At 72.6% G+C, this 23,114-nt stretch carries 19 protein-coding genes; 3 read left to right on the top strand and 16 right to left on the bottom strand.

The window, feature by feature from the left end:
- Nucleotides 1–83: 83 nt before the first annotated feature.
- The 12 genes from ABZ459_RS09605 to mraZ all read right to left on the bottom strand — a co-directional run bounded on the left by ABZ459_RS09605 (nt 84) and on the right by mraZ (nt 14,789).
- Nucleotides 84–746: an FtsQ-type POTRA domain-containing protein gene (locus tag ABZ459_RS09605; RefSeq protein ID WP_357968051.1), complete on the bottom strand. Its 663-nt coding sequence runs from the start codon at nt 744–746 to the stop codon at nt 84–86.
- Nucleotides 747–819: 73 nt separating this feature from the next.
- The gene (murC, locus tag ABZ459_RS09600; protein WP_357968048.1) at nt 820–2,217 is read right to left on the bottom strand and encodes a UDP-N-acetylmuramate--L-alanine ligase; all 1,398 of its coding nucleotides are present in this window, start codon (nt 2,215–2,217) and stop codon (nt 820–822) included.
- Nucleotides 2,214–3,290 carry an undecaprenyldiphospho-muramoylpentapeptide beta-N-acetylglucosaminyltransferase gene (gene murG, locus ABZ459_RS09595; protein WP_352358438.1) on the bottom strand — a complete coding sequence of 359 codons (1,077 nt, stop codon included), beginning with the start codon at nt 3,288–3,290 and terminating at the stop codon, nt 2,214–2,216. Before murG ends, murC begins: the two co-directional genes overlap by 4 nt.
- A gap of 12 nt (nt 3,291–3,302) precedes the next feature.
- Nucleotides 3,303–4,508, bottom strand: a complete 1,206-nt coding sequence (ftsW, locus tag ABZ459_RS09590; RefSeq protein ID WP_357968501.1) for a putative lipid II flippase FtsW — start codon at nt 4,506–4,508, stop codon at nt 3,303–3,305.
- Nucleotides 4,509–4,605: 97 nt separating this feature from the next.
- The gene (gene murD / locus ABZ459_RS09585) at nt 4,606–5,976 is read right to left on the bottom strand and encodes a UDP-N-acetylmuramoyl-L-alanine--D-glutamate ligase (protein ID WP_357968045.1); all 1,371 of its coding nucleotides are present in this window, start codon (nt 5,974–5,976) and stop codon (nt 4,606–4,608) included.
- Nucleotides 5,973–7,031 carry a phospho-N-acetylmuramoyl-pentapeptide-transferase gene (gene mraY / locus ABZ459_RS09580; RefSeq protein ID WP_352325068.1) on the bottom strand — a complete coding sequence of 353 codons (1,059 nt, stop codon included), beginning with the start codon at nt 7,029–7,031 and terminating at the stop codon, nt 5,973–5,975. Before mraY ends, murD begins: the two co-directional genes overlap by 4 nt.
- Nucleotides 7,028–8,458, bottom strand: coding sequence for a UDP-N-acetylmuramoyl-tripeptide--D-alanyl-D-alanine ligase (gene murF / locus ABZ459_RS09575; protein ID WP_357968043.1), 1,431 nt, complete (start codon nt 8,456–8,458; stop codon nt 7,028–7,030). Before murF ends, mraY begins: the two co-directional genes overlap by 4 nt.
- Nucleotides 8,455–9,987 carry a UDP-N-acetylmuramoyl-L-alanyl-D-glutamate--2,6-diaminopimelate ligase gene (locus tag ABZ459_RS09570; RefSeq protein ID WP_357968498.1) on the bottom strand — a complete coding sequence of 511 codons (1,533 nt, stop codon included), beginning with the start codon at nt 9,985–9,987 and terminating at the stop codon, nt 8,455–8,457. Before ABZ459_RS09570 ends, murF begins: the two co-directional genes overlap by 4 nt.
- Before the next feature lie 40 nt (nt 9,988–10,027).
- A complete protein-coding gene (locus ABZ459_RS09565; RefSeq protein WP_357968041.1) occupies nt 10,028–12,694 on the bottom strand; it encodes a penicillin-binding transpeptidase domain-containing protein in 2,667 nt (888 codons plus the stop codon).
- Nucleotides 12,691–13,182: a hypothetical protein gene (locus tag ABZ459_RS09560; RefSeq protein ID WP_357968039.1), complete on the bottom strand. Its 492-nt coding sequence runs from the start codon at nt 13,180–13,182 to the stop codon at nt 12,691–12,693. The genes ABZ459_RS09565 and ABZ459_RS09560 overlap by 4 nt, the downstream gene beginning before the upstream one ends.
- A complete protein-coding gene (rsmH, locus tag ABZ459_RS09555; RefSeq protein WP_357968036.1) occupies nt 13,172–14,137 on the bottom strand; it encodes a 16S rRNA (cytosine(1402)-N(4))-methyltransferase RsmH in 966 nt (321 codons plus the stop codon). The genes ABZ459_RS09560 and rsmH overlap by 11 nt, the downstream gene beginning before the upstream one ends.
- Nucleotides 14,138–14,357: 220 nt before the next feature.
- Nucleotides 14,358–14,789: a division/cell wall cluster transcriptional repressor MraZ gene (mraZ, locus tag ABZ459_RS09550; RefSeq protein WP_352326976.1), complete on the bottom strand. Its 432-nt coding sequence runs from the start codon at nt 14,787–14,789 to the stop codon at nt 14,358–14,360.
- Nucleotides 14,790–15,255: 466 nt separating this feature from the next.
- On the opposite strand from mraZ, the gene ABZ459_RS09545 reads away from it, so the two are divergent.
- From ABZ459_RS09545 to ABZ459_RS09535, 3 genes are read left to right on the top strand one after another with little or no spacing between them, the layout of a single operon-like run.
- Complete coding sequence (locus ABZ459_RS09545; protein ID WP_352326975.1) at nt 15,256–16,233, top strand: MoxR family ATPase; 978 nt, start codon at nt 15,256–15,258, stop codon at nt 16,231–16,233.
- The gene (locus ABZ459_RS09540) at nt 16,230–17,492 is read left to right on the top strand and encodes a DUF58 domain-containing protein (RefSeq protein WP_357968033.1); all 1,263 of its coding nucleotides are present in this window, start codon (nt 16,230–16,232) and stop codon (nt 17,490–17,492) included. Before ABZ459_RS09545 ends, ABZ459_RS09540 begins: the two co-directional genes overlap by 4 nt.
- Entirely contained in the window at nt 17,489–19,915 is a 2,427-nt protein-coding gene (locus ABZ459_RS09535; protein ID WP_357968030.1) for a DUF3488 and transglutaminase-like domain-containing protein, read from the top strand. Before ABZ459_RS09540 ends, ABZ459_RS09535 begins: the two co-directional genes overlap by 4 nt.
- Nucleotides 19,916–20,008: 93 nt before the next feature.
- Here ABZ459_RS09535 and ABZ459_RS09530 read toward each other — a convergent pair whose 3' ends face one another.
- From ABZ459_RS09530 to ABZ459_RS09515, 4 genes are all read right to left on the bottom strand, one after another.
- Nucleotides 20,009–20,404: a DUF3040 domain-containing protein gene (locus tag ABZ459_RS09530; protein WP_357968029.1), complete on the bottom strand. Its 396-nt coding sequence runs from the start codon at nt 20,402–20,404 to the stop codon at nt 20,009–20,011.
- A gap of 240 nt (nt 20,405–20,644) precedes the next feature.
- Nucleotides 20,645–21,886 (bottom strand): DNA polymerase IV, encoded by a 1,242-nt coding sequence (gene dinB, locus ABZ459_RS09525; RefSeq protein ID WP_357968026.1) that lies wholly within the window; start codon nt 21,884–21,886, stop codon nt 20,645–20,647.
- Between the two features lie 32 nt (nt 21,887–21,918).
- The gene (locus ABZ459_RS09520; RefSeq protein ID WP_357968023.1) at nt 21,919–22,674 is read right to left on the bottom strand and encodes a methyltransferase domain-containing protein; all 756 of its coding nucleotides are present in this window, start codon (nt 22,672–22,674) and stop codon (nt 21,919–21,921) included.
- Nucleotides 22,675–22,768: 94 nt separating this feature from the next.
- Nucleotides 22,769–23,107, bottom strand: coding sequence for an MmcQ/YjbR family DNA-binding protein (locus tag ABZ459_RS09515; protein WP_357968021.1), 339 nt, complete (start codon nt 23,105–23,107; stop codon nt 22,769–22,771).
- Nucleotides 23,108–23,114: the final 7 nt, after the last annotated feature.

Below are 23,114 nucleotides of genomic sequence, written 5' to 3'. Positions count from 1 at the left end.
TACAGGCTCTCACGCCGCGACCCCCACCTCGCACAGGCACGCGATGCCCTTGCCACGGAGTTGCCAGACCCTGACACTCGTGATCACTTCAAGGTCACGACGTCGGGAGAGCTGACGTCGTACAGGGTGGCCTTGCGGCCCAGGAGCGAGACCAGGATGCGGCCTTTCTCCTCCGCCCTGTCGGCCCCGCCCCACAGGACGGTACGGCCGTCGGACAGCTCCAGCGTCACGCCCTCGGCCGAGGCGGCGCGAACCTGCCGGACCTTGCCCGCCACCACGGGCGGCAACGCCTGGACGACCTGGAGCGCCGCCATGGTGGCCGGGTCGCCCGCGGCCGGCCGGTCGACCTTGAGCAACGGCAGCATGAACGGCGACGTGTCCTTGACCTCGATCACCACGCCCTGCTTGTCGACCACCGCGAACCGGCCGCCCGCGGGGATCACCGCGACCGGCTCGCGCTCGACCACCTCGATTTTGAGCGTGCCCGGCCACACCCGGTCGACCTTCGCCGTCGCGAGCTGCCGGATGCCGAGCACGCGCGCCTGGACGTCGGCCAGGTCGACCGTGGCCAGCGGATGCAGGTCGGGCACGGCGGCCTGCTGCTTGATGTGCTCGCTGGTGACTGTGAGATTTCCCACGATCTCGATCGACCGCACGCCCAGCACCGGCGAGAAGAACACCAGCCAGGCGGCCGAGCCGACCACCCCCGCCGTCAACAGCACCAGGAACGCGTTACGCGCCTTCATCGCCCTCCTCGCCCGCCGGCTTCGAACGTACGCCGCCGGGCCGCCCGGCACCCGCCCGCCACGCCCGTACGGCTCAGGACAGGCGCGCCACGAGCTGCGGCCCGAGCTCGGTCACGTCGCCCGCCCCCATCGTCAGCACGATGTCACCCGGACGCGCCCGCCCGGCCACCAGGTCGGGCACCGCCGCCCGGTCGGGGGCGTAGGCCACCCGCTCGGCGGGCAGCGGCACACGCCCGGCGACCATCGCGCCGGACACGCCCGGCTCGGGATCCTCCCGCGCGCCGTAGACGTCGAGCACGATGACCTCGTCGGCCAGCCCGAGCGCGGCGCCGAACTCGTCGGCGAAGAAGCGGGTGCGCGAGTACAGGTGGGGCTGGAAGATCGCGATGACCCGGCCGGTGCCCGAGTAGGAGGCCACGACGTCGCGCGCGGCCCGCAGGTCGGCGGCCAGCTCGGTCGGGTGGTGGGCGTAGCTGTCGAACACCGCGACGCCGCCCGCCTCGCCCTTGGCCTCGAAGCGCCGCTTGGCCCCCGTGAAGGCCGCCAGGCCGTCTCTGATGTCCTCGAACGCCAGCCCCAGCTCGTCGGCCACGGCGATGGCGGCGGTGGCGTTGAGGGCGTTGTGCGCCCCGGGGACGGCCAGCCGCACGTCTCCCCTGCCCTCGATGGAGAACACCGTGCCGAAGCCGTCGGGACGCACGCCGGTCACCCGGTAGTCCTCGCCCCGCTCGCCGTAGGTCCTGACCCGCAGCCCGCGCTCGCGCGCCCGCCCGACCAGCTCGGCGGCGCCCGGGTCGTCGGCGCAGACGATGAGCAGCGAGCCCACCCGGTCGGCGAAGCGGGCGAAGCTGTCGTGCACCGCGCGCGGGTCGCCGTAGTTGTCGAGGTGGTCGGCCTCGACGTTGGTCACCACGGCGATGTCGGGGGCCAGCATGAGGAAGGAGCCGTCGCTCTCGTCGGCCTCGGCCACGAACACCCGGCCCGTGCCCTCGTCGGCGCCCAGCCCGGTGGTGACGAGCTGGCCGCCCACGCAGTAGGACGGCTCGGCGCCGCACTTCTGCAGCGCCACGGTCAGCATGGAGGTGGTGGTGGTCTTGCCGTGGGTGCCGGCGATGGCCACGCCGGTGCGGCCGGCCATCACCGAGGCCAGCGCGGCGGCCCGCGGGATGATCCGCAGGCCCTGCTTGAGCGCCTCGCCCAGCTCGGGATTGGAGTCGCGGATGGCGGTGGAGACGACCACGGTGTCGACGTCTCTGATGTGGGAGGCGGCGTGCCCGATGTGCACGGTCGCGCCCAGCTCGCGCAGCTCGGTCACCAGCTCGGAGCTGCGCGCGTCGCTTCCGGTGACGCGGACGCCGCGCTTGAGCAGGATACGGGCGATGCCTGACATGCCCGCGCCGCCGATGCCGATGAAGTGCACGCGGCCGAGGTCTTCGACGGCTACGGGATCGACCAGCTTGACGAGACTCATCGGGCTATCTCCAACACTTTCCTGGCAAGCATGATATCGGCGTCCTTGCGCCCCAGCCGGGAGGCGGCCTCCGACATGACGGCGACCCGTTCGGGGTCGTGGAGCATGGGCAGCACGTTCTGAATGATCCAATCGGGTGACAGGTCGGAGTCGTCGACCATCAGGCCGCCGCCGCCGCGCACGACGCGCTCGGCGTTGACGGTCTGCTCGCCGTTGCCGTGCGGCAGCGGCACGTACGCGGCCGGCAGCCCGACGGCCGTCAGCTCGGCGCAGGTCAGGGCCCCGCTGCGGCACAGCGCGACGTCGGCGGCGGCGTAGGCGAGGTCCATGCGGTCGACGTAGGGCAGCAGCACGTACTGGGGGTCGCCGGGCGGCGGCTCGTGCTCGACGGTGTTGTTCAGGCCGAGCACGTGGAGCACCTGGATGCCGGCCCGGCGCAGCACCGGCGCGGCGGCCAGCGCGGCCTGGTTGAGCGACCTGGCGCCCTGCGAGCCGCCGAACACCAGCAGCGTGGGCCGGTCGTTCTCCAGGCCGAACCAGGAGCGCGCCTTGTCGCCGGTGGACAGCCGGTCGAGCGTGACGATCTCGCGGCGCAGCGGGGTGCCGATGAACTCGGCCTTGGGCAGCGCGGCGTCGGGGAAGCCGGTGAAGACGTGGTCGGTCAGCCGGGCGCCCAGCCGGTTGGCCAGGCCGGGACGGGGATTGGCCTCGTGGACGACGATCGGCAGGCCCTTGCGCTTGGCCGCCAGGTAGGCGGGCGTGGCGACGTAGCCGCCGAAACCGACCAGGATGTCGGCGCCGACCCGGTCGAGGACGCCCGACACGGCGTTGATCGCCCCGGCCAGCCGGCCCGGCACGGTCAGCAGGCTCGGGGTGATCGCCCTGGGCAGCGGCACGGCCGGCACCAGTTCGAGGTCGTAGCCCCTGGCGGGCACGAGCCGCGTCTCCAGGCCGCGCTCGGTGCCCACGCAGGTGATGCCGACGCTCCGGTCAAGATGGCGCAGCGCGTCCGCAAGGGCGAGCGCGGGCTCGATGTGCCCGGCCGTCCCCCCACCGGCGAGGACCACCCTCATCTCGGTCACTCCCTAACGTCTCACTCGGCCTCTGGACGTACCCCCCAGGCCAAGCCAGCTTAGGCCCCGTGCGGCGGGTCCGGGGCCACGCGCGGCCAAGGCTTCGCGCGCGCCGGGCTCGCGCTTGGCGAACGACAGCAGGATGCCCAGCGCCGCGAGCGTGGGGAGCAGGGACGATCCGCCGTAGGAGACCAGCGGCAGCGGGATGCCGGTGATGGGCAGGACGCCGAGCACGGCGCCCATGTTGACGGTCGCCTGCCCGACGATCCAGGCCACCATGGCGGCCGCGGCCAGACGGACGAAGCCGTCGTTCACCCGGACCGCGACCCGCAGCCCCGCGTAGCCGAGCAGGCCGAACAGCGCCACCACCATCAGCGTGCCCATCAGCCCCAGCTCCTCGCCGAGGATGGCGAAGATGAAGTCGCTCTCGCCGTGGGGCAGCCAGCTCCACTTCTGGCGGCTGCTGCCGAGCCCGAGGCCGAACCAGCCGCCCGAGCCCATCGCGATCTGCCCCTGCACGGCCTGGTAGCCGGCGCCCTGGGCGTCGGCCCACGGGTCGAGGAAGGCCCCGATGCGCGCCATCCGGTACGGCTCCACCTTGATCATGATGACCGCGGCCAGCACCGCCAGGGCCAGGATGCCGCCGAACAGCTTGATCGGCGCCCCCACCACCCACAGCAGCGCGAGGAAGATCATGAAGAGCACGAGGGTGGTGCCGAGGTCGCGGCCGAGCAGGACCATGACGACCAGGATCGCGGTGCCGGGCATGAGCGGGATCAGCATCTGCCGCCACTCGATCCGGCCCTGCCTGGCCCGCCTGGCCAGCAGGTCGGCCCCCCACAACACGAGCGCCAGCTTGGCCGGCTCGGACGGCTGGAGGGTGAACGGGCCGAGGTAGATCCACCGCTGCGCGCCCAGCTCGGACTCGCCGATGAACAGCACCATGACCAGCGCCAGCACCGCCAGCGCCATGAGCGGGTAGCCCGCCCAGCGGAAGAACTTCGGCGGCAGGCGCGAGCAGGCGTACATCACGGGCACGCCGACGCCGGCCGACAGCGACTGCTTGATGAACCACGAGAACGGGTTGCCGGTCTTCTGCTGGGCCTCGATCGCGGAGGCCGACAGCACCATCATGAGCCCGAGCGCGAGCAGCAGCGCGCTGCACATGATGATCAGGTAGTAGGTCGTCAGCGGCTTGTCGAGCAGTTCCTTCAGCACGGCGCGCTGCTCGCGGACCCAGCTCGCCGGGCCCTCCTGGGCCTTCGACCGCGTCTTGGGCTTGTCCGCGGCCGGACGCGCGCCGGCGGTGCCGGTGCTACTGCTCACGCCGCCGCCTCAGCTCGTGGACGGCACGCGCGAAGGCCTCCCCTCGTGCCGGGTAGCCGGGGAACATGTCGAGCGAGGCGCCCGCTGGGGAGAGCAGCACGGTGTCCCCGGGCGAGGCCAGGCGCGCGGCTTCGGTGACGACGGTGTCCATCACACCAGTGTCTTGGCCCGGGATGTCCACGACGGGGACATTCGGCGCGTGTCGCGCGAGTGCTTCGGCGATCGCCGCGCGGTCGGCGCCCAGCAGCACCGCGCCACGCAGCCGGGGCGCGGCCCGCCGGACCAGGTCGTCGACGTCGGCGCCCTTGAGCTGACCGCCCGCCACCCACACGATCGACGGGTAGGCGCTCAGCGCGGCCGCGGCGGCGTGCGGGTTGGTGGCCTTGGAGTCGTCGACGTAGTCGACGTCGCCGACCCGGTCGACGTGGGACAGGCGGTGGGGGTCGGGCTTGAAGGCGCGCAGGCCCAGCCGTACGGCCTCGGACGGCACGCCGAGCGAACGGGCCAGGGCGGCGGCGGCCAGGGCGTTGGCCACGTTGTGGGGGGCCAGGGGCCGGATGTCGGCGAACGTGGCCAGCTCTTCGGCCGCCTCGACCGGGTCGGCCACGAACGCCCGGTCGACCAGCAGGTCTTCGACCACGCCGATCTGGCCGCTGCGCGGCGCCCGCAGCGTGAAGCCGACGGCGCCCTCGTAGGGCTCGGCCAGGCGGGCGCACTCGGGGTCGTCGGCGTTGTAGATCACGGTGCCGGCGCGTTCGTAGATGCGGCCCTTGGCGGCGGCGTACTCGGCCATGGAGCCGTGCCAGTCGAGGTGGTCGGGGGCGATGTTCAGGATCGCCGCGGCGTGCGGGGCCAGGGTGCTGGACCAGTGGAGCTGGAAGCTGGACAGCTCGACGGCCAGGGCGTCGTACGGCTCGGCGACGGCGCGGACGACCGGGACGCCCACGTTCCCCACGGCCAGGGCGTCGAGCCCGGCGGCCTGGAGGATCGAGGTGAGCATGCGCACGGCCGTGGTCTTGCCGTTGGTGCCGGTCAGCGCGAGCCAGGGGGCGGCGTGCGGCGGGCGCAGCCGCCAGGCCAGCTCCACCTCGCCGACGACCTCGACGCCGGCCGCCAGCGCGGCGGCGACCAGCGGATGGTGCGGGGCCCAGCCGGTGGTGACGAGCCTGGTCGCGCCCTCGGGCAGCACCATCTCGCCGAACCTGGTCTCGACCCCGGCACGGGCCAGCTCGGCCGCGGCGGCGAGCTGCCGCTCCCCCTCCACGGCCTCCACGACCACGACCCGCTCGCCGCGTTCGGCCAGCGCCCTGGCCACCGCGGTGCCGGAGACGCCGAGCCCGGCCACGCACGTCAACGTCATGGCTTGGGCATCCACTCGACGTAGAACAGCCCGAGCCCGAGCGCCGCGCAGAGCCCGGCGATCAGCCAGAACCGCACCACGATCGTGGTCTCGGCCCAGCCCTTCAGCTCGAAGTGGTGCTGCAGCGGCGCCATCCTGAACACCCGTTTGCCGGTCATCTTGAAGAACCCGACCTGGATGATGACGGACGCCGTGATGATCACGCACAGGCCGGCCAGGATGATCAGCAGGAGCTGCGTACGGGTGGCGATGGCCAGGCCGGCCAGCACGCCGCCCAGGGCCAGCGAGCCGGTGTCGCCCATGAAGATCTTCGCCGGCGGGGCGTTCCACCACAGGAACCCGACCAGCGCCCCCAGCACGGCCGCGGCCACCACCGACAGGTCGAGCGGGTCACGCACCCAGTAGCAGTTGGGCCCGAGCTGGTCGATGCAGTTGTTGCGGAGCTGCCAGTTGCCGATCAGCACGTACGCGCCGAGCACGACACCGGTCGCGCCGCTGGCCAGGCCGTCGAGGCCGTCGGTGAGGTTCACGGCGTTGGAGAACCCGACGATCATGAACAGCACCCAGATGGTGAAGCCGACGATGCCGATCGAGGGGCCGATGTCGCGCAGGAACGACAGCCGGGTCTCGGCGGGGGTGATGCCGTAGACGTTGGGCTGGCGGGTGATCAGCACGGCGAACACGGCGCCGACGACGAGCTGGCCGAGGGCCTTGGCGCCGCTGCGCAGGCCCAGGCTGCGCTGCTTGTAGATCTTGATGAAGTCGTCGAGGAAGCCGACCGCGCCGAGGCCGGTCATCAGGAACAGCACGAGCATGCCCGACACCGTCGGCGGCGACAGCGTGGCCAGGTGGGAGCCGCCGTAGGCGAGCAGCGCGGCCAGCACGAAGACGATGCCGCCCATGGTGGGGGTGCCGCGCTTGCCCAGGTGGGCCTGGACACCCTCCTCGCGGATCTCCTGGCCGTAGCCGCGCCGCGAGAAAAGCCTGATCGCCAAGGGGGTCCCCAGCATCGACAGGACCAGGCCCACCGCGCCGGCGATGACGATGTTGATCACTGAGCGGCACCTCCGAGAAGGAGCTCCGCCGTGCGTTCCAGGCCCATCGCGCGGGGGCCCTTGACGAGCACCGCGTCGCCGGGGCGCAGCAGGCCGGCCAGTGCGGCCGCCGCTGCCTCGGCATCAGGGACGTGTACGATCCGGGTCATCTGGGGAGCATATGGCCCTCCGCCACCTGGCGGTCCCGCGGCGGCCGAGGCCGCCTCGTTCGCGCCCTCCAGCACCGGGCCCGCGTCGGGGCCGACGACGACCAGGCCCGTCAGGCCGGAACCGCCCGCCAGCCGCCCCAGCTCGGCGTTGAGCGCCGCGCTCTCCTCGCCCAGCTCGCGCAGCGCCGCGATGACCGCGAACCGCCGCCGCTCCTGCCCCATCACGCCGAACATGTCGAACGCGGCCCGCATCGAGTCGGGGTTGGCGTTGTAGGCGTCGTTGACCACCGTGACGCCGTCGGGCCGGTCGGTGACCTCCATGCGCCAGCGGCTGCGCGGCGTGGCCTCCGACAGCTCCTCGGCGATCGTGGCGACCGGCAGGCCCAGCTCGTAGGCCGCGGCTGCGGCGGCCAGGGCGTTCTCCACGGCGTGCGCGCCGTAGAGCTGGAGCGTGACCGGCGCGGCCCCGGACGGGGTGCGCAACGTGAACGAGGCCCGCCCGCGCCCGTCGACCGTCTCCTGCTCGGCCCTGATGGCCGCGCCCTCGCCGCGCCCGAAGTACGTGACGCGCGCGTCGGTGCGCGAGGCCATCTGCGACACCAGCGGGTCGTCGGCGTTGAGCACCGCCACCCCGGTGCGCGGCAGCGCCTCCACCAGCTCGCCCTTGGCCTTGGCGATGGCCTCCTTGCCGCCGAACACGCCGAGGTGCGCGGTGCCGACGTTGAGCACCACGCCGATCGTGGGCGGCGCGATGCGGGTGAGGTCCTTGATGTGGCCGATGTTGCGGGCGGCCAGTTCGAGCACCATGAACCGGGTGTCGACGTCGGCGCGCAGCACGGTCAGCGGGTGGCCGAGCTCGTTGTTGAAGCTGCCCACGGGCGCGATGGTCGGGCCCATCCGGCCGGCCAGCCTGGCCAGCAGGTCTTTGGTGCTGGTCTTGCCCGCCGAGCCGGTCACGCCGATCACGGTGGCCTGCGGCAGCGCGGCGGTCTGCGCGGCGGCCAGCTCGGCCAGCGCGACCGCGGCGTCGGGGACGATCACCGCCGGCGCGTCGACCGGCCTGGAGGCCAGGACGGCGACCGCGCCGGCCCGGATCGCCTGCGCGGCGTAGTCGTGGCCGTCGACCCGCTCGCCGGCGAGGGCGACGAACAGCGATCCCGGCTCCACCGCGCGTGAGTCGATCACTACGGGCCCACGCACGACGGCGCGGGGGTCTGCCATGCCCGACAGGGCGCCCGAGGTTATCTCGGCGATCCTGGCCAGCGGCAACGGGATCATCGGTGCTTCCTGCTTTCCTTGCGTGCGTCGATCGCTTCGGCGACCACTTCACGGTCGTCGAACGGGATCACTTCGCCTGAGACGTACTGGCCCTGCTCGTGACCCTTGCCCGCGACGACGATCACGTCGCCGCGGCCGGCCCGGCCGACGGCCAGGTCGATCGCGGCCGCACGGTCGGGCTCAATGATCACATGGGCGCGGTCGCGGGGCGGAACGCCGAGCGCTCCCTCCATCATCGCGGCCAGGATGGCGAGCGGATCCTCCGAGCGCGGGTTGTCGTTGGTGAAAATCGCCACATCGGCCAGCCGGGCGGCGATCTCGCCCATGATCGGGCGTTTGCCGGTGTCGCGGTCGCCGCCGCAGCCCAGGACGATCGTCAGCGTGCCCGCGGTCACCTCCCGCAGCGAGCGCAGCACCGACTCCACGGCGCCCGGCTTGTGGGAGTAGTCCACGAGCGCCTGGAACTCCTCCTCGGCGGAGGTGATGCGCTGCATGCGCCCGGGCACCCCGGTGAGGCTGCCCACGCCGTGCACGGCGGTCTGGAGCGGCACCCCCGACTCCACCAGGCAGACGATCGCGCCGAGCGCGTTGGCGACGTTGAAGGGGCCGGGCAGCGAGATCTGCGCGTCGGCCTCGACCCCGCCGGGGCCGGCCACCCGGAACGCGCTGCCGTCGGCGCCGAGCCGGACCTCCAGCGCCCGCCACTCCGCCTCCGGGTCGCCGAGCGCCGAGAACGTGGTCATCGGCACCTTGGCCCGGTGCAGCAGCTCCCGGCCGTGCGGGTCGTCGATGTTGGTCACGCCGACGCGGCTCAGCTCGGGCTGGAACAGCCTGACCTTGGTGGCGAAGTAGTCCTCGAAGTCCTTGTGGAAGTCGAGGTGGTCCTGGGAGAGGTTGGTGAACAGCGCGACGTCGTAGAAGATGCCGTCGACCCGGCCGAGCGCCAGCGCGTGGCTGGAGACCTCCATGGTGGCCGCGGTGACCCCCTGCTCGCGCATCAGCGCGAACAGGGCGTGCAGCTGCGGGGCCTCCGGCGTGGTCAGCGTGGGCTCGAAGCGGAGGTCTCCGGCGGCGATCTCGACGCCGCCGACCAGGCCCGTCGTGTGGCCGGCCGCCCGGAGGCCGGCCTCCACCATGAAGGTGGTGGTGGACTTGCCGCTCGTGCCGGTCACCCCGATCACCTGGACGTCGTGGGCCGGCTGGCCGTAGACCCAGGAGGAGACCTGCCCGAGCAGCGCGCGCGGGTCGGGCACGATCAGCACCGGCAGGCCGGTGGCCACGGCGGCCTCCCGCCCGGCCGGGTCGGTGAGGACGGCCACGGCTCCGCGCGCCATCGCCTCGGCGGCGAAGGTCGCGCCGTGCACGCGGTTGCCCGGCAGCGCCACGTAGAGATCGCCGCGCTGCACGGCGCGGGAATCGATGGTGACGCCGGTCAGGGCGGCATGGGGCGACCTCGACGTGCCGGAATCGGCGTCGAGCATGGTCGCGAGCCCGGTCAGCGGACGGGGCGGGCTGGTCTTGGGACGCATAGACGACGGGGGACGCACGGCGAGAGCGTACCTTCCCTGCTCACTGTCCCGCGCGCGTACGCACCGGCGGCGCGTCCGAGCCTGTGGGAGGAATCTTCCTGCTCTTGATGGCGAACGTCATCACATCCTTGAACACGGGGGCCGCGAGCTGGCCGCCGAAATGGCCGTTCTTGGGGTTCTGGAGCACCGAGAGCACCACCAGCCGGGGCGCGTCGGCGGGCGCGAACCCGACGAAGGAGGCCGTGTAACCGTCGTAGCGGCCCAGCTCGGCGTCGTAGCGGTCGGCCGTGCCGGTCTTGCCCGCCACCCGGTAGCCGGGGATGGCGGCCAGCGCGCCGGTGCCCTCGGCGCTCACCGCGGTCTCCAGCATCGTCGTGATCTCCTTGGCCGTCGTCTCGCTCACCACTCTGGTCTGCCTGCCCGCGGGAGCCGGGACGAATCTGCCGTTCGCGTCGGTGGTGCCCGCCACGATCTGCGGATCGACGCGGACGCCGCCGTTGGCGATGGTCTGGTAGACGCTGGCCGTCTGCAGGGCGGTCACCGACACGCCCTGGCCGTAGGCGACCGTGCAGCTCTGGCTGCCCGACCAGTTCTTGTAGTTGGGCAGCAGGCCCGCCTCGGCGTTGGGCACGCCGCCCGCCGGGGTGGTGCCGAACCCGAACGCCCTGAGCATCGCGTACAGGCGCTCGCTGCCCACCTTGCGGGCGGCCATGATCGTGGCCACGTTGCTGGACTGGGCCATGGCCTGCCGGAAGGTCATCGCCTCGGGCTTGTGGGCGTGGGCGTCGCGCAGCACCCGGTCGGCGCACCTGATGTTGTCGGGCACCTGGAACACCGTGTCGGGGGTGACCTCCTTGGCCTCCAGCGCGGCGGCGGCGGTGATCACCTTGTTGGTGCTGCCGGGCTCGAACACGTCCGCGGCGGCCTTGTTGACGTAGGAGGACGCGGGCGCCCTGCGCCAGTTGCCCAGGTCGAGCTCGGGCGCGTTGGCCATGGCGATGATCTGGGCGGTCCTGACGTCCATGACGATGACCGCGCCGCTGCTCGCGCCCGACTCGCGTACCTGGTCGGCGACCGCCTTCTGGGCGGCCCACTGGATGTCGCGGTCGATGGTGAGCCGTACGTCCTGGCCGTTGACGGGCGCGGTGCGCTCGCTGCTGGTCATGGGGATGCGCAGGCCGTCGCGGCCGGTCTCGACCCGCTGCTTGCCGTCGCGGCCGGCCAGGATCGTGTTCCTGGCCTGCTCCATGCCGCCCAGGCCGTTGCCCTCGTCACCGACGAAGCCGATGAGGCTGCCGGCCAGGTCGCCGGCCGGGTAGTCGCGGCGGTAGGTCTTCTTCGCGCTGAGCGCGGGCACGCGGGCCTGCAGCAGGCGGGTGGCCACGACCGGGTCGACGTCTCTGGCCAGGAGCTGGTAGCGGCTGCCGGTCCTGGACAGCTTGGCGGTCATCTCCTCCACGGGCTTGCCGAGCTGCCTGGCCAGGATCGCGGCCACGTTGGCGCGGGCGGCCTCGGGGACCTTGGAGGGGTCGATGGACACCTCGCGGGCCTCCGACGTACGGGCCAGCGCGTTGCCGTTGACGTCGGTGATCGTGCCGCGCTTGGCGGGGATCTCCTCGACGTGCTGGCGCTGGCCGACGGCGGCGGCCTCGTAGACCTTGGAGTCGAGGCCCTGCATCTGGATCAGCCGGCCGGCGAAGATCGACAGGATGAACGTCATGCCGATCAGGCCGATGTTGATGCGCCGGCGCGGGCTGCCCAGGCGCAGCACCAGCGGGGGCCGCGGCGGGCGCGGCGGGGTGGGCGGGCGGCGCGGGCCCCTGGGGGGCGGCACGTCCGCGCCCCGGCGCAACATGCCGTGCTCACGCCCGCGCGCCTGGTCCAGCCCGGAGGCGCGCGCCTGGCCGGAGGCCGGACCGCGGGTCTGGCCGGGCCTGGCGCCGCGCCCCTGATCGGGCCGGGAGCCCCGGCTCTGGCCCGGCCCTGAGCCGGGCCGCGCCTGCTCGGACCGCGAGCCGCGCGCCGGGTCCGGCCGGGAGCCGCGCCCCTGGTCGGCTCTCGAGCCGCGGGCCTGGTCGGGGCCGGGACCGTCGCCGCGACGGCGCGGGCCCTCCTGCGGCGCCCTGTCCCGGGCGCCGTCGTCGCGCCCCTGGGACGCGCGCCCGCGTGCCCGGTCGCTCTCGTCCCGCCCCTGGGCAGCACGGCCACGCGGACGGTCGTCGCCGTCGCGGCTCTGCGGAGTGCGCCCGCGCGGGCGGTCGTCGTCGTCGCGCCCCTGGGAGGCGGGGCGGCCGCGGGAGTCGTCGCGGGGACGGCGGCGGGGCCCGTCGCCCGGATCGCGGCGCGAGCGTGTGCCCTCGTCGTCGTCGCGCGGCCGCGCGCGGTCGCCGTCGTCGCGGCGCTGCCGGCCGCGGGAGCCGCCCGCGGAGTCGCGTCGGGCGCTGCCGCGCGCGTCGTCGCCGGGGTCCTGGGGCCGCCGGCCCCTCAGGTCGTCGTCGAACGGCAGGTCGAACGGGTCGGGCGGACGCTTGCGCGGCGGGTCGTCCGGCGACGGCGGGCGGCCCGCCCCCTCAGAACGGGCAGAGCCCCCTCGCCCTGCCCGCCCCGGACCGCCCGGCGTACGACGAGCGGCGCCGGGCCCTCCAGGAGAGCCGGCGCCGCCAGCGCCGCGGCCGGGACCCTGTCCCCTGCCGCCTGAATCCCTCACCGCTCCGGGACCGCCTGAGCAGTCGGGTCGCCCGCGTTGTAGGGCCGCAGGCTCTTGTCCAGGTGGTCGCCCTGCGCCTCGGCACGATCGGCGAGGTTCTGGGGCTGCATCTTGCTGTCGAGCTTCTGCTGGAGCGCTTCCTTCTCCTGCCGGGCCACCGCGATCTCGTCGCGCAGCTTGGCGTCGGTGATGGCGTCGCGGTTGAGCATGATGTTGAGCAGCAGCAGGCTCACCAGGCCGCCGCACATCAACCCGACGACGAGCAGCACGAACGGCGCCCGCTGCCGCTTGGTCGAGGGTCGCCGCGCGGCGGGACGGCGCGCGGGCGCGGCGCTCTCGCCGGGACGCGCGTCGGCCGGCCGCCGGCCGTCGGTGTCAGGACGGGGCCGCGGCTTGGTCTGGTGAGAGACGCCCGGCCTGCGCGTGCCCGGCTTGGGCATGGCGCGGCGGACGGGCGCGACCCGGCCGGTCTCCTGCTCAATCGTCAACGCGGATCCTCTCTGCCGCCCGTAGCCGGGCCGAGGCCGCCCGCGGGTTGCGGGCGAGCTCTTCATCGCTGGGGAGCTCGGCTCCCCTCGTCAGCAGGCGGAACCTCGGCTGGTGTGCCGGTAGCGGGACAGGCAGCCCTGGCGGGCTGGTGTCCTTGGTTCGCGCCGTGAGGGCCTGCTTGGTGAGCCGGTCCTCAAGGGAGTGGTAGGAGAGCACGACGACCCGCCCACCCAGCGCCAGCGCGTCGAGCGCCGCGGGCAGCGCCGCCTCCAGGGCGGACAGCTCCGCGTTGACCTCGATGCGCAGCGCCTGGAAAGTCCTCTTGGCGGGGTTGCCGCCGGTGCGCCTGGTCGCCGCGGGGATCGCGTCGCGCACGATGTCGGCGAGTCTCTTGGTGGAGGTGATGGGCTCCTTGGCGCGTTCCTTGACGATAAGCCCCGCGACCCTCGGCGCGAAACGTTCCTCGCCGTAGTCGCGCAGGATTCGTGCCAGGTCGGCGGCCGGATAGGTGTTGACCACCCGCTCGGCCGTCAGCTCCTGCTCGGTGTCCATGCGCATGTCGAGCGGGGCGTCGTAGGAGTAGGCGAAGCCGCGCTCGGCCTCGTCGAGCTGCGGCGAGGAGACGCCGAGGTCGAACAGCACGCCGTGGACCGTGGGATGCCCGGCCTCGTCGACGATCTGGGCCAGATCGCCGGAGGAGGCGTGGACCAGGGTGGTGCGGCCCGCGTAGGGGGCGAGCCTGCGGGTGGAGAAGTCGATCGCGAACGGGTCGCGGTCGATCCCGATGAGGTGCAGGGAGGGGAAGGCGGCGAGCAGGGCCTCGGAGTGGCCGCCGAGCCCGAGGTTGGCGTCGACGACGACCGGCTCCGGCCCCGACAGCGCCGGGCCCAGCAGCTCCAGTACGCGCTCGAGCATCACCGGAACGTGACCGCCCGTGCCTACGTTGTCGTCCATCTCCAACCCCCCCCTCTCGCGTCCTGCTCGCGGATGACGCGTATCGATCAATCGTCAGTCATTCCTGGGTCCCCACCCGGCGCCGCCCGGCCAGGTCCCCATCCGCACCCTCTTCGTGGACGCCCGCCCTCTGACACCGGGGAAGGTGCATCAGTTGGCAGGCAGTGGTTGCGGGTGGAGACCTCGCCGAACGACATCACCGACGGATCGACCGTGGTCACTACAAGATCCCTGGCAGCACCTCCTCCGACAGATCGGCGAACGCCTGCTCCTGCGCGTTGAGATAGGTGTCCCAAGCCTGCGAGTCCCAGATCTCCAGGCGGGTGTTGGCCCCGATGACGACGCAGTCACGCTCCAGGCCGGCGTACTGGCGCAGGCTCTGCGGGATCGTGACGCGTCCCTGCTTGTCTGGTTTCTCGTCGGACGCGCTGGCGAAGAAGACGCGGCTGTAGTCACGCACCGCCTTGGCGGTGACCGGGGCGGTGCTGAGAGCCTCGGTTATGCGCTGGAACTCCTCTACTGGAAAGACGTAGAGGCATCGCTCCTGGCCTTTGGTGATCACAAGACCCTCCGCCAGCTCCTCACGGTACTTAGCCGGCAGGAACAGCCGTCCCTTGTCGTCAAGACGCGGTTGATGGGTGCCGAGGAACATCGGCGCCACCTCCCGTGCCTCAGCGAAGCGCTCAGCGCTGGTGCACCGGGCCCTCCACTGCGCACCACCATACTCCACTTCTCCCCACCGTCAACTGATTCGAACCGTCTTCATCATCAGTTTCCGTTGCGTTACCGCAGGTCAGCGGGGTGGAGCGGGGGTGGGGGGCGCCGGGGGGCGGGCCAACCCTCATGGGCGTGTCGAGGGTTCAAAAGACTGGCGATATAGGGGCTCCCGGCGGGCGCGAAGGCGGGGGTGGAGGCAAGTGGGGCGGCCGAGGGGGTCAGTGTCACGGGATTCGCACTGCTATGCGACAAGAACAGGAACATCAGCGGGGTTCCCTGGAATATCCACAAATGTCGCTCAAGAACCCGCAGCGTCGTAGGGTCGTACAGACAATGGAAAAGGAATGGCATGGCTCCCGTAATGGCACCGTGCGGGACAGCCGTCGCACTATGGAGGCCTGGTGGCACTAACCCATGACGTCCCTCCCCAGCTTGACGAGCTGGTCTCCACCGCCCACCGAATCCGGCAGGCCATCGAGTCGGTGATCGAGGGAAAGAGCGACGCCGTCCGGCTCACGCTGACCGTCCTGCTCGCCGAGGGCCACCTTTTGATCGAGGACGTGCCGGGGGTCGGCAAGACGATGCTCGCCAAGGCGCTGGCGCGGTCCATCGACTGCCCGGTGCGCCGCGTGCAGTTCACGCCCGACCTGTTGCCCAGTGACATCACCGGGGTAAGCGCCTACAACCAGCAGACGCGTGAGTTCGAGTTCAAGCCCGGACCGGTGTTCGCCAACATCGTGGTGGGCGACGAGATCAACCGCGCCTCCCCCAAGACACAGTCGGCGTTGCTGGAGTGCATGGAGGAGCACCAGGTCACCGTGGACGGCGTGACCTACCCCCTGGACGCCCCCTTCATGGTGATCGCCACCCAGAACCCGATCGAGATGGAGGGCACCTATCCCCTCCCCGAGGCCCAGCGCGACCGGTTCACCGCCAGGGTCGCCATGGGCTACCCGGAGCCGACGGCCGAGCTGGAGATGCTCGACGTGCACGGCAGCACCTCGCCGCTGGACAAGCTGGAGCCGGTCGCCACGACCGCCGAGGTGCGCGCCCTGATCGAGGCCGTGCGCGGCGTGTACGTCTCGCAGCCGGTCAAGAAGTACGCCATCGACCTCGTCGTGGCCACCCGCCACTCCCCCGACCTGCGGCTGGGCGCCTCCCCCCGGTCCACGCTGCAGCTCGTCCGCGCGGCCAGGGCGCACGCGGCGCTGGCCGGCCGCGACTACGTCATCCCCGACGACCTGCAGGACCTGGCCGTGCCCGTGCTGGCGCACCGGCTGCTGCCCAGCGTCGAGGCCCAGGGCCAGCGCCGTCTGCCCGAGCAGGTGGTGACCGACCTCGTCAGGCGTGTGCCGGTGCCGGAGACGCGAGCGTCGTGAGGGCCGGACTGCGGGCGCTGACCTCCCGCGGCAGGTCGTTCCTGGCCTCGGGGATCGCGGCGCTGCTGATGGCGCTGATCCTGGGCGAGAACGACCTGTTCAGGATCGGCGTGCTGGTCACGGCGCTGCCGCTGCTGGCCGCGCTGGTGGTGGCACGTACCAGGTACCGGCTGAGCTGCGCGCGGAGGCTGGACCCGCCCAGGGCGGAGGTGGGCGGGGAGGCCACGGTGACGTTGCGCCTGGAGAACGTGACCAGGCTGCCGACCGGGCTGCTGCTGATCGAGGACACCGTGCCGTACGCGCTGGGCGTGCGGCCGCGGTTCGTGCTCGACCGGGTCGAGTCCAAGGGGGTGCGTGAGATCGACTACCGGGTCCGGTCCGACCTGCGCGGCAGGTACACGATCGGGCCGCTGTCGGTGCGCATCGCCGACCCGTTCGGGCTGGTGGAGCTGACGCGGGCGTTCACGATCAGCGACACGCTCGTGGTGACGCCGCAGGTGGTGGCGTTACCGCACGTACGGCTGTCGGGCGAGTGGACGGGCGGCGGCGACAGCCGCACCCGGAGCGTGGCCGCGGCCGGCGACGACGACGTGGCGCCGCGCGAGTACCGGCAGGGCGACGACCTGCGCCGGGTGCACTGGCGCTCGACCGCCCGGTACGGCGAGCTGATGGTGCGCCGCGAGGAGCAGCAGTGGCAGAGCCGCGGCGCGCTCCTGCTGGACACCCGCAGGCACGCCCACCGCGGCGAGGGCCCGCGCTCCTCCTTCGAGGTGGCGGTCTCGGCCGCGGCCTCGATCGGCGTGCACCTCGCCCACGAGGGCCTGGGCCTGCGGCTGGTGACCGACCAGGGCGCCGAGCACCTGACCGACCAGGGGCTCAGCTACTCGCTGCTGGACACGCTCGCCGTGGTGCGGCACAGCTCGGCCCGCTCGCTGGAGATGGGCGTCTCGGCCCTGCGCCAGGGCGGCGGCGACGGCCTGATCGTGGCCGTGCTCGGCGCGCTCGACCCCGAGGAGGCCAGGGAGCTGGCCAGGCTGCGGCACAGCGGCGTCACCGGCGTCGCGGTCCTGCTCGACGCCGGCACCTGGGAGGGCGCCGGCCGGGGCTCGCACGAGAACTTCGACGCCGTGCAGGGCGTCCTGGCCGGTTACGGCTGGCGGATCGTCCGCCTGCCCGCCGGCACCTCCATCGCCTCGGTCTGGCCGGACGCCGCCAACCGCGGCAGGTACGCGCTCAACCCCACGGGAGGTGCGGCATGAGGCTGACGGCCGCCTCGGGTGTGGCCGCGTTCGCCGCGGCGATCCTGCTCTATCCGCTCTTCCAGGGCGGCGCCTGGTTCTGGACGTCGCTCGGCGCGGTGCTGGCCGTGATGGCCGCCGGGCTGATCGGCTCCCGCCTGTCGCTGCCCGCCTGGGCCGCCCCCCTGGCCGGGCTGGCCGCGTTGTGGATCTTCCTGACCGTGGTCTTCGCCTCCGGCAAGGCGTGGGCGCTGGTGATCCCGACCAAGGAGTCGGTGTGGGAGCTGGGCCGGCTGCTGGGCGTCGGCTGGGCCGACATCCAGCGTTACGCCGCGCCCGTGCCGTCCACGGACGGCATCACGCTGCTGACCGCGGGCGGCGTGGGCGTCATCGCGATCGCCGTGGACCTGCTCGCCGCGCGGCTGCGGCGGGCGGCGCTGGCCGGGCTGCCGCTGCTGGCGCTGGCCACGGTCCCGGCGACGATTCTGGCCGAGCCGATCAGCTGGCCCGCCTTCATCATCGCCGCGCTCGGCTTCGTCAGCCTGCTGATCGCCGACGGGCGCGAGCGGGTGGGCCACTGGGGACGGGCGGTGCTCGTCCGCCGGACCAGGGTGGCGACCGGGCCGCGGCCGGAGACCGGCGGGGCCAGGGCCGACACCAGCGGCCTGCGGCTGTCGGGCAAGCGCATCGGGTTCGCCGCCATCGCGCTGGCCGTGCTGCTGCCCGCGGCGCTGCCGGTGATGGAGCCGGTCTCCTTCTTCCAGTTCGGCGTGGGCGGCCGGGGCGGCGGCAAGGGCAACTCGATCAGCATCGCGAGCCCGATCGCCAGCCTGCGCGGGCAGCTCGAACTGCCCGAGCGGCGCGTGGTGCTCACCTACAACAACAACGACAACAAGCCCAGGTACCTGCGGATCTACGCGCTGGACACCTTCGACGGCCAGCAGTTCGGCATGACCGAGCCGAAGGGCTCGCCGGACAACAGGACGGAGAACGGCCCGCTGCCGCCGCCTCCCGGGCTGAGCGCGAGCACGAAGGTCGGCAACGTCGTCACCACGATCCGGATGAGCGACGAGATCGAGCGGCTGCAGTTCCTGCCGCTGCCGTACCCGCCGCGGCAGATCCGGGTGGACGGCGACTGGCGCGCCGACGTGGGCACGCTGATGGTCTTCTCCATCCCCGACGAGGCGGCCGGCCTGGAGTACGAGGTCGCCACCAGCGAGCCGGCCGCCACGCCGGAGCTGCTGGAGTCGCTGGAGGGCGTCCAGCCGAGCGTGGACCGGCGGTACCTGAAGCTGCCGGACAACATGCCGCCGGAGATCGTCCGGCTGGCGCGTTCGCTGACCGCGCAGACCAACTCCAACTACGAGGCGGCGGTGAAGCTCCAGCAGTTCTTCACCAAGGACGGCGACTTCCGCTACGACCTGCGGACGCAGGGGCACGGCAACTCCGCGCTGCGGGACTTCCTGCTGCGCGACCGTACGGGCTACTGCGAGCAGTTCGCGGCCTCGATGGCGGTGCTGGCCAGGATCGTCGGCATCCCGTCGCGGGTGGCGATCGGCTACACCGGCGGCACGAAGGTCGGCGACAACTGGACGGTCACGACCGGTGACTCGCACTCCTGGCCCGAGCTGTACTTCGAGGGCGTGGGCTGGCTGCCGTTCGAGCCGACGCCGTCGGGGACGCTGGGACAGGGCAGCGCGCGGGTGCCGGACTACACGGTTCCGCCGGCGCCTTCGACGACGCCGTCCACCTCGCCGAGCAGCGGCGCGACCGAGTCCGGCGCCGACGACCCGATCAACCCCTCCACCCGGCGCAACCCGCGCGAGCTCGACCGTGAGGGCCTGATCGCCACGGGCGGCCTGCCGCCGGACGACTCGATGCCGCTGATCGGCAAGATCGGCATCGGCGCGGGCGCGCTGCTGCTGCTCCTGCTGGTCCCGGCGGCGCTGCGGCTGCTCACCAGGAACCGGCGGGTGCGTGCGCTGGGCTGGAAGGTCTCGCGACCGGCCGACGACCTGACGGCCAGGATCGCGACCGCCCACCACCCGTCGATCGCGGCCGTGTGGGCCGAGCTGGACGACGTGCTGTGCGACTACGGCATGACCCGCGGCGCCAGCGAGACCCCGAGGGCGCTGGCCAGACGGCTGAGCCGGCAGTACGAGTTCGACGCCGAGTCGGCGGCCGCCATGACGGCCATCGCGACGACGGTTGAGCGGGTGCTGTTCGCCAGGGACCCGGGCACGATCGGGCCCATGAAGAAGGACCTGCGCAAGGTGCGGCAGGCCCTGGCGGCGACGGTGTCGCGGGGAAGGCGGATGCGGGCGGTGCTGCTGCCGCCCTCGACGCTGCGGCGGCTGCGGACGCTGGGCGAGCGCCTGCTGGACGGCTTCGACCTGCTGGAGAACATCAGGCTGCGGCGGACGGCGGCCCACAAGGGCGCCTGAGCCGCCCGCCCAGGACCGAGCGTGCGGTCGCTCCCCGGAAGGGGAACGGCCGCACGTTCGCGTATGGCGGGAGGTTCGGCGCCGGGGAGGAGGTCAGCGCTCGTCGTGACGACGGCGCCAGCGCTCTTCCATGCGCTCCATGAAGGTGCCCCGGTTGGCGCGCCGGACCTGCCTGCCCGCGCCGCCCGCGCCCGGAGCCGGCGGCGAGTCGCCGAATCCGTTCATGCGCTTCCAGCTGGACAGACCCCACAGACACGCGGCGAGCATGACCACGAAACCGCCGACGCCGAGCGGGATCTGACTCATGACCACGCCGACCATCATGATCACGACGCCGAGGGCAAAGCCGATGGAGGCTTTGATCAGGCGACGCTTGTAATGGCTGCGCGGGTCACTGATCCTTACGGTGTTGGCCCACTTCGGGTCCTCGGCGTAGAGGGCCTGCTCGATCTGGTCGAGCAAGCGCTGCTCGTGCTCAGAGAGCGGCACGGCGCCTCCCAAGGACAGCCCCAGGACGGGGAAGACGGCAACGGACGACACGGGGTGTCCGAACCTCGCGGTCGGTTATCCCCAGAATACGAGGCTGTAGACGTAGGCGAAAGCAAACGTCCAACGCAGACCAAACCGGAGGTGACGTCATGGCTCCATTGTGGACCATCTCGCACCCCTTCCCCCAAAATCGCGACATCCTTCTCCTACCCGACTGACCGATCAAGTAGGACATGGGCGTCATGTCTCTATTTCATCAAGCTTGCCACGTACCAGCGACGCTGGGAGCACCGCATCGGGGCCAAATCTCCGGATCGCCTTGTCCATCGCCTGTTCGGCCTCGCGCCAGCCGGTCTCGCGCTCGCCCAGACCGAGCTGGTGGGTGGCCTCGCCGGCCGGGCGGAGGTTCTCCATCCGGACCCCGACCAGGCGCAGGCGCACCCGCTGGAGACCGGCGGCCTCGAACAGCTCGCAGGCGGTGGCGTAGATCACCTGGGCCACGTCGGTCGGCTCCCGCAGGGTGCGCGACCGGGTGATCGTGGTGAAATCGGCCCGGCGCAGCTTCACACTTACAGTTCTGCCCACGTGTCCGCCCTTACGCATCCGGGCCGCCACGCGCTCGGCCAGGCGCAGCAGCTCGCGCCGGATCACCTCGGGATCGTCGACGTCGGCCGCGAAGGTCTCCTCGTTGCCGATGCTCTTGTCGGGCACGTGCGCGGTCACCGGACGCTCGTCGCGCCCCCAGGCCAGCGTCGCCAGGTGGCCGCCGACGGCCTGCCCGAGCTCGCGCTGGAGCGTGTTCAGGGGCACCCTGGCCAGGTCGCCGACGGTGCGGATGCCGAGCCGTACGAGGGACTGCTCGGTGCGCTCCCCCACGCCCCACAACGCCGAGACCGGCAGCGGGTGGAGGAAGTCGACCACCTGCCCTTCGGGCACCACCAGCAGCCCGTCGGGCTTGCACTGCTTGGAGGCCAGCTTTGCCACGAATTTGCTGGAGGCCACCCCCACCGAGCAGGTGATGCCGTAGCGGTCGAGGACCTGCTCCCTGATCATGGCGGCGATCGCCGCGGGCGGGCCGAGCCGCCGCCGGGCGCCGCCGACGTCGAGGAACGCCTCGTCGGAGGCGATCGGCTCGACCAGCGGGGTGATCGAGTGGAAGATCTCCATGACGCCCCGGGAGACCTCGGAGTACTTGCCGTGGCTGGGCGGGATGATCGTGGCCTGCGGGCACATCCGGCGCGCCCTGCTCATCGGCATCGCCGAGTGCACGCCGAACGCCCTGGCCTCGTAGGTGGCGCTGAGCACCACGCCGCGCCCGGCCGGCGAGCCGACGATCACCGGGCGGCCCCGCAGCTCCGGCCGCTCCAGCAGCTCGACGCTGGCGAAGAAGGCGTCCATGTCGACGTGGAGAATCGGGCAGCCGCTGTCATCGACCCCGGTCCGCGGCGCGGGGCCGATGCCTGTGATCTGCTTGCGGGACACGCCTGCGAGTCTATCCGAACAGACGTTCCAGACTAGGGGCGGTGGCCGAGGATGTGCACCTGGGTGGCGATGTCCCGCAGCACAGGGTGGACGGCGGCGGCCTGCTCCAGCGCCGCGAGCGCGTCGGCCGCGCCGGGCTCGCCGTCGACGAGCCGGCTGGGCACCAGGTCGGCGAAGACCCGCACGCCGTGGACCGCGCCGACGGTGAAGCCCGTGGCGGTCAGCAGCTGCGCCAGGATCTCGGCGGTGAAACGCCGCGGCGTGGGGTCGCGGTCGCCCCACGTGCCACGCGGGTCGGCCAGCACGGCCCTGGCCTCGTCGAACTGCCCGGCCAGCGCCCGGTGGATCGCGCTGGCCACGGGGTTGGCGGCCAGCACGCTGACGGCGCCACCCGGGCGCAGCAGCCCGGCGACGGCGGCCAGCGCGCCGGTGGGGTCGTCGACGTACTCCAGGACGCTGTGGCACAGGACCAGGTCGGCGCTGTCGCGGTCGAGCAGGTCGCCGAGGTCGGCGGTGTCGCCCTGCAGGCCGCGCACGCCCACGCCCTTCTCCTTGGCCCGGCGCTCCAGCGCGGCCAGCGAGTCGGGGCTGGGGTCGACGACGGTGACGGTGTGGCCGAGCTCGGCCAGCGGCACGGCGAACCCGCCGGTGCCTCCGCCGGCGTCGACGATGTCGAGCCTGTCACGGCCGACGGCCTCGGCACGCTCGGCCAGCACCGATCGCAACGCGCCCCACACGACGGCGGTGCGCACCGCCGGGGTCTTCGTGGTGACGCCTTCTGCTCGCAACGTCGGCTCGCCTCTCTCTCCTCCGCGGGCGGCCCTCGCCCTGTGCGGACGGGCCCAGCCTACGCCGTACGCGCCGTCGCCCGCAGGCCGGACCCTAACCGTCGAAGGCCGCGGCCACCCTCTTCGGCGCCCGCAGCCGCCAGGCGTCGGTCAGCAGCTCGGCCAGCTCGCCGGCCGCCACGGCCGCCAGGCGCACCAGCACCACGGCGTGCCCGTCGTAGTGGGGTGTGGAGAAGAACGTGCCGGGGACGGCGGCGATCAGCTCGTGCTTGAGCTCCTCGCCGCCCACCGGCACGGCGAGCACGCCGCCCTCCTGCGTGATCCGGGCGAACCACCTGCCGCGCACGTAGAAGGCGGGCGTGCCGTACATGGGTTTCTCGGTGGTCTCGGGCAGCGCCAGGGCGAGGGCGCGCACCTCGTCTTCGGTCGTCATGGGACCG

This window comes from Nonomuraea sp. NPDC005692, from assembly GCF_040631115.1.
In the GTDB taxonomy this organism is placed as follows: Bacteria; Actinomycetota; Actinomycetes; order Streptosporangiales; family Streptosporangiaceae; genus Nonomuraea.
This window is presented reverse-complemented; position numbering and strand designations above follow the sequence as displayed.

What these genes read in the sequence shown, in the direction of transcription:
- mraZ (WP_352326976.1), bottom strand. Translation starts at nt 14,789, where the DNA reads ATGTTCCTCGGCACCCATCAACCGCGTCTTGACGACAAGGGACGGCTG.
- rsmH (WP_357968036.1), bottom strand. Translation starts at nt 14,137, where the DNA reads ATGGACGACAACGTAGGCACGGGCGGTCACGTTCCGGTGATGCTCGAG.
- murG (WP_352358438.1), bottom strand. Translation starts at nt 3,290, where the DNA reads ATGAGGGTGGTCCTCGCCGGTGGGGGGACGGCCGGGCACATCGAGCCC.
- ABZ459_RS09605 (WP_357968051.1), bottom strand. Translation starts at nt 746, where the DNA reads ATGAAGGCGCGTAACGCGTTCCTGGTGCTGTTGACGGCGGGGGTGGTC.
- ABZ459_RS09570 (WP_357968498.1), bottom strand. Translation starts at nt 9,987, where the DNA reads ATGCGTCCCAAGACCAGCCCGCCCCGTCCGCTGACCGGGCTCGCGACC.
- ABZ459_RS09515 (WP_357968021.1), bottom strand. Translation starts at nt 23,107, where the DNA reads ATGACGACCGAAGACGAGGTGCGCGCCCTCGCCCTGGCGCTGCCCGAG.
- murF (WP_357968043.1), bottom strand. Translation starts at nt 8,458, where the DNA reads ATGATCCCGTTGCCGCTGGCCAGGATCGCCGAGATAACCTCGGGCGCC.
- murC (WP_357968048.1), bottom strand. Translation starts at nt 2,217, where the DNA reads ATGAGTCTCGTCAAGCTGGTCGATCCCGTAGCCGTCGAAGACCTCGGC.
- ABZ459_RS09535 (WP_357968030.1), top strand. Translation starts at nt 17,489, where the DNA reads ATGAGGCTGACGGCCGCCTCGGGTGTGGCCGCGTTCGCCGCGGCGATC.
- murD (WP_357968045.1), bottom strand. Translation starts at nt 5,976, where the DNA reads ATGACGTTGACGTGCGTGGCCGGGCTCGGCGTCTCCGGCACCGCGGTG.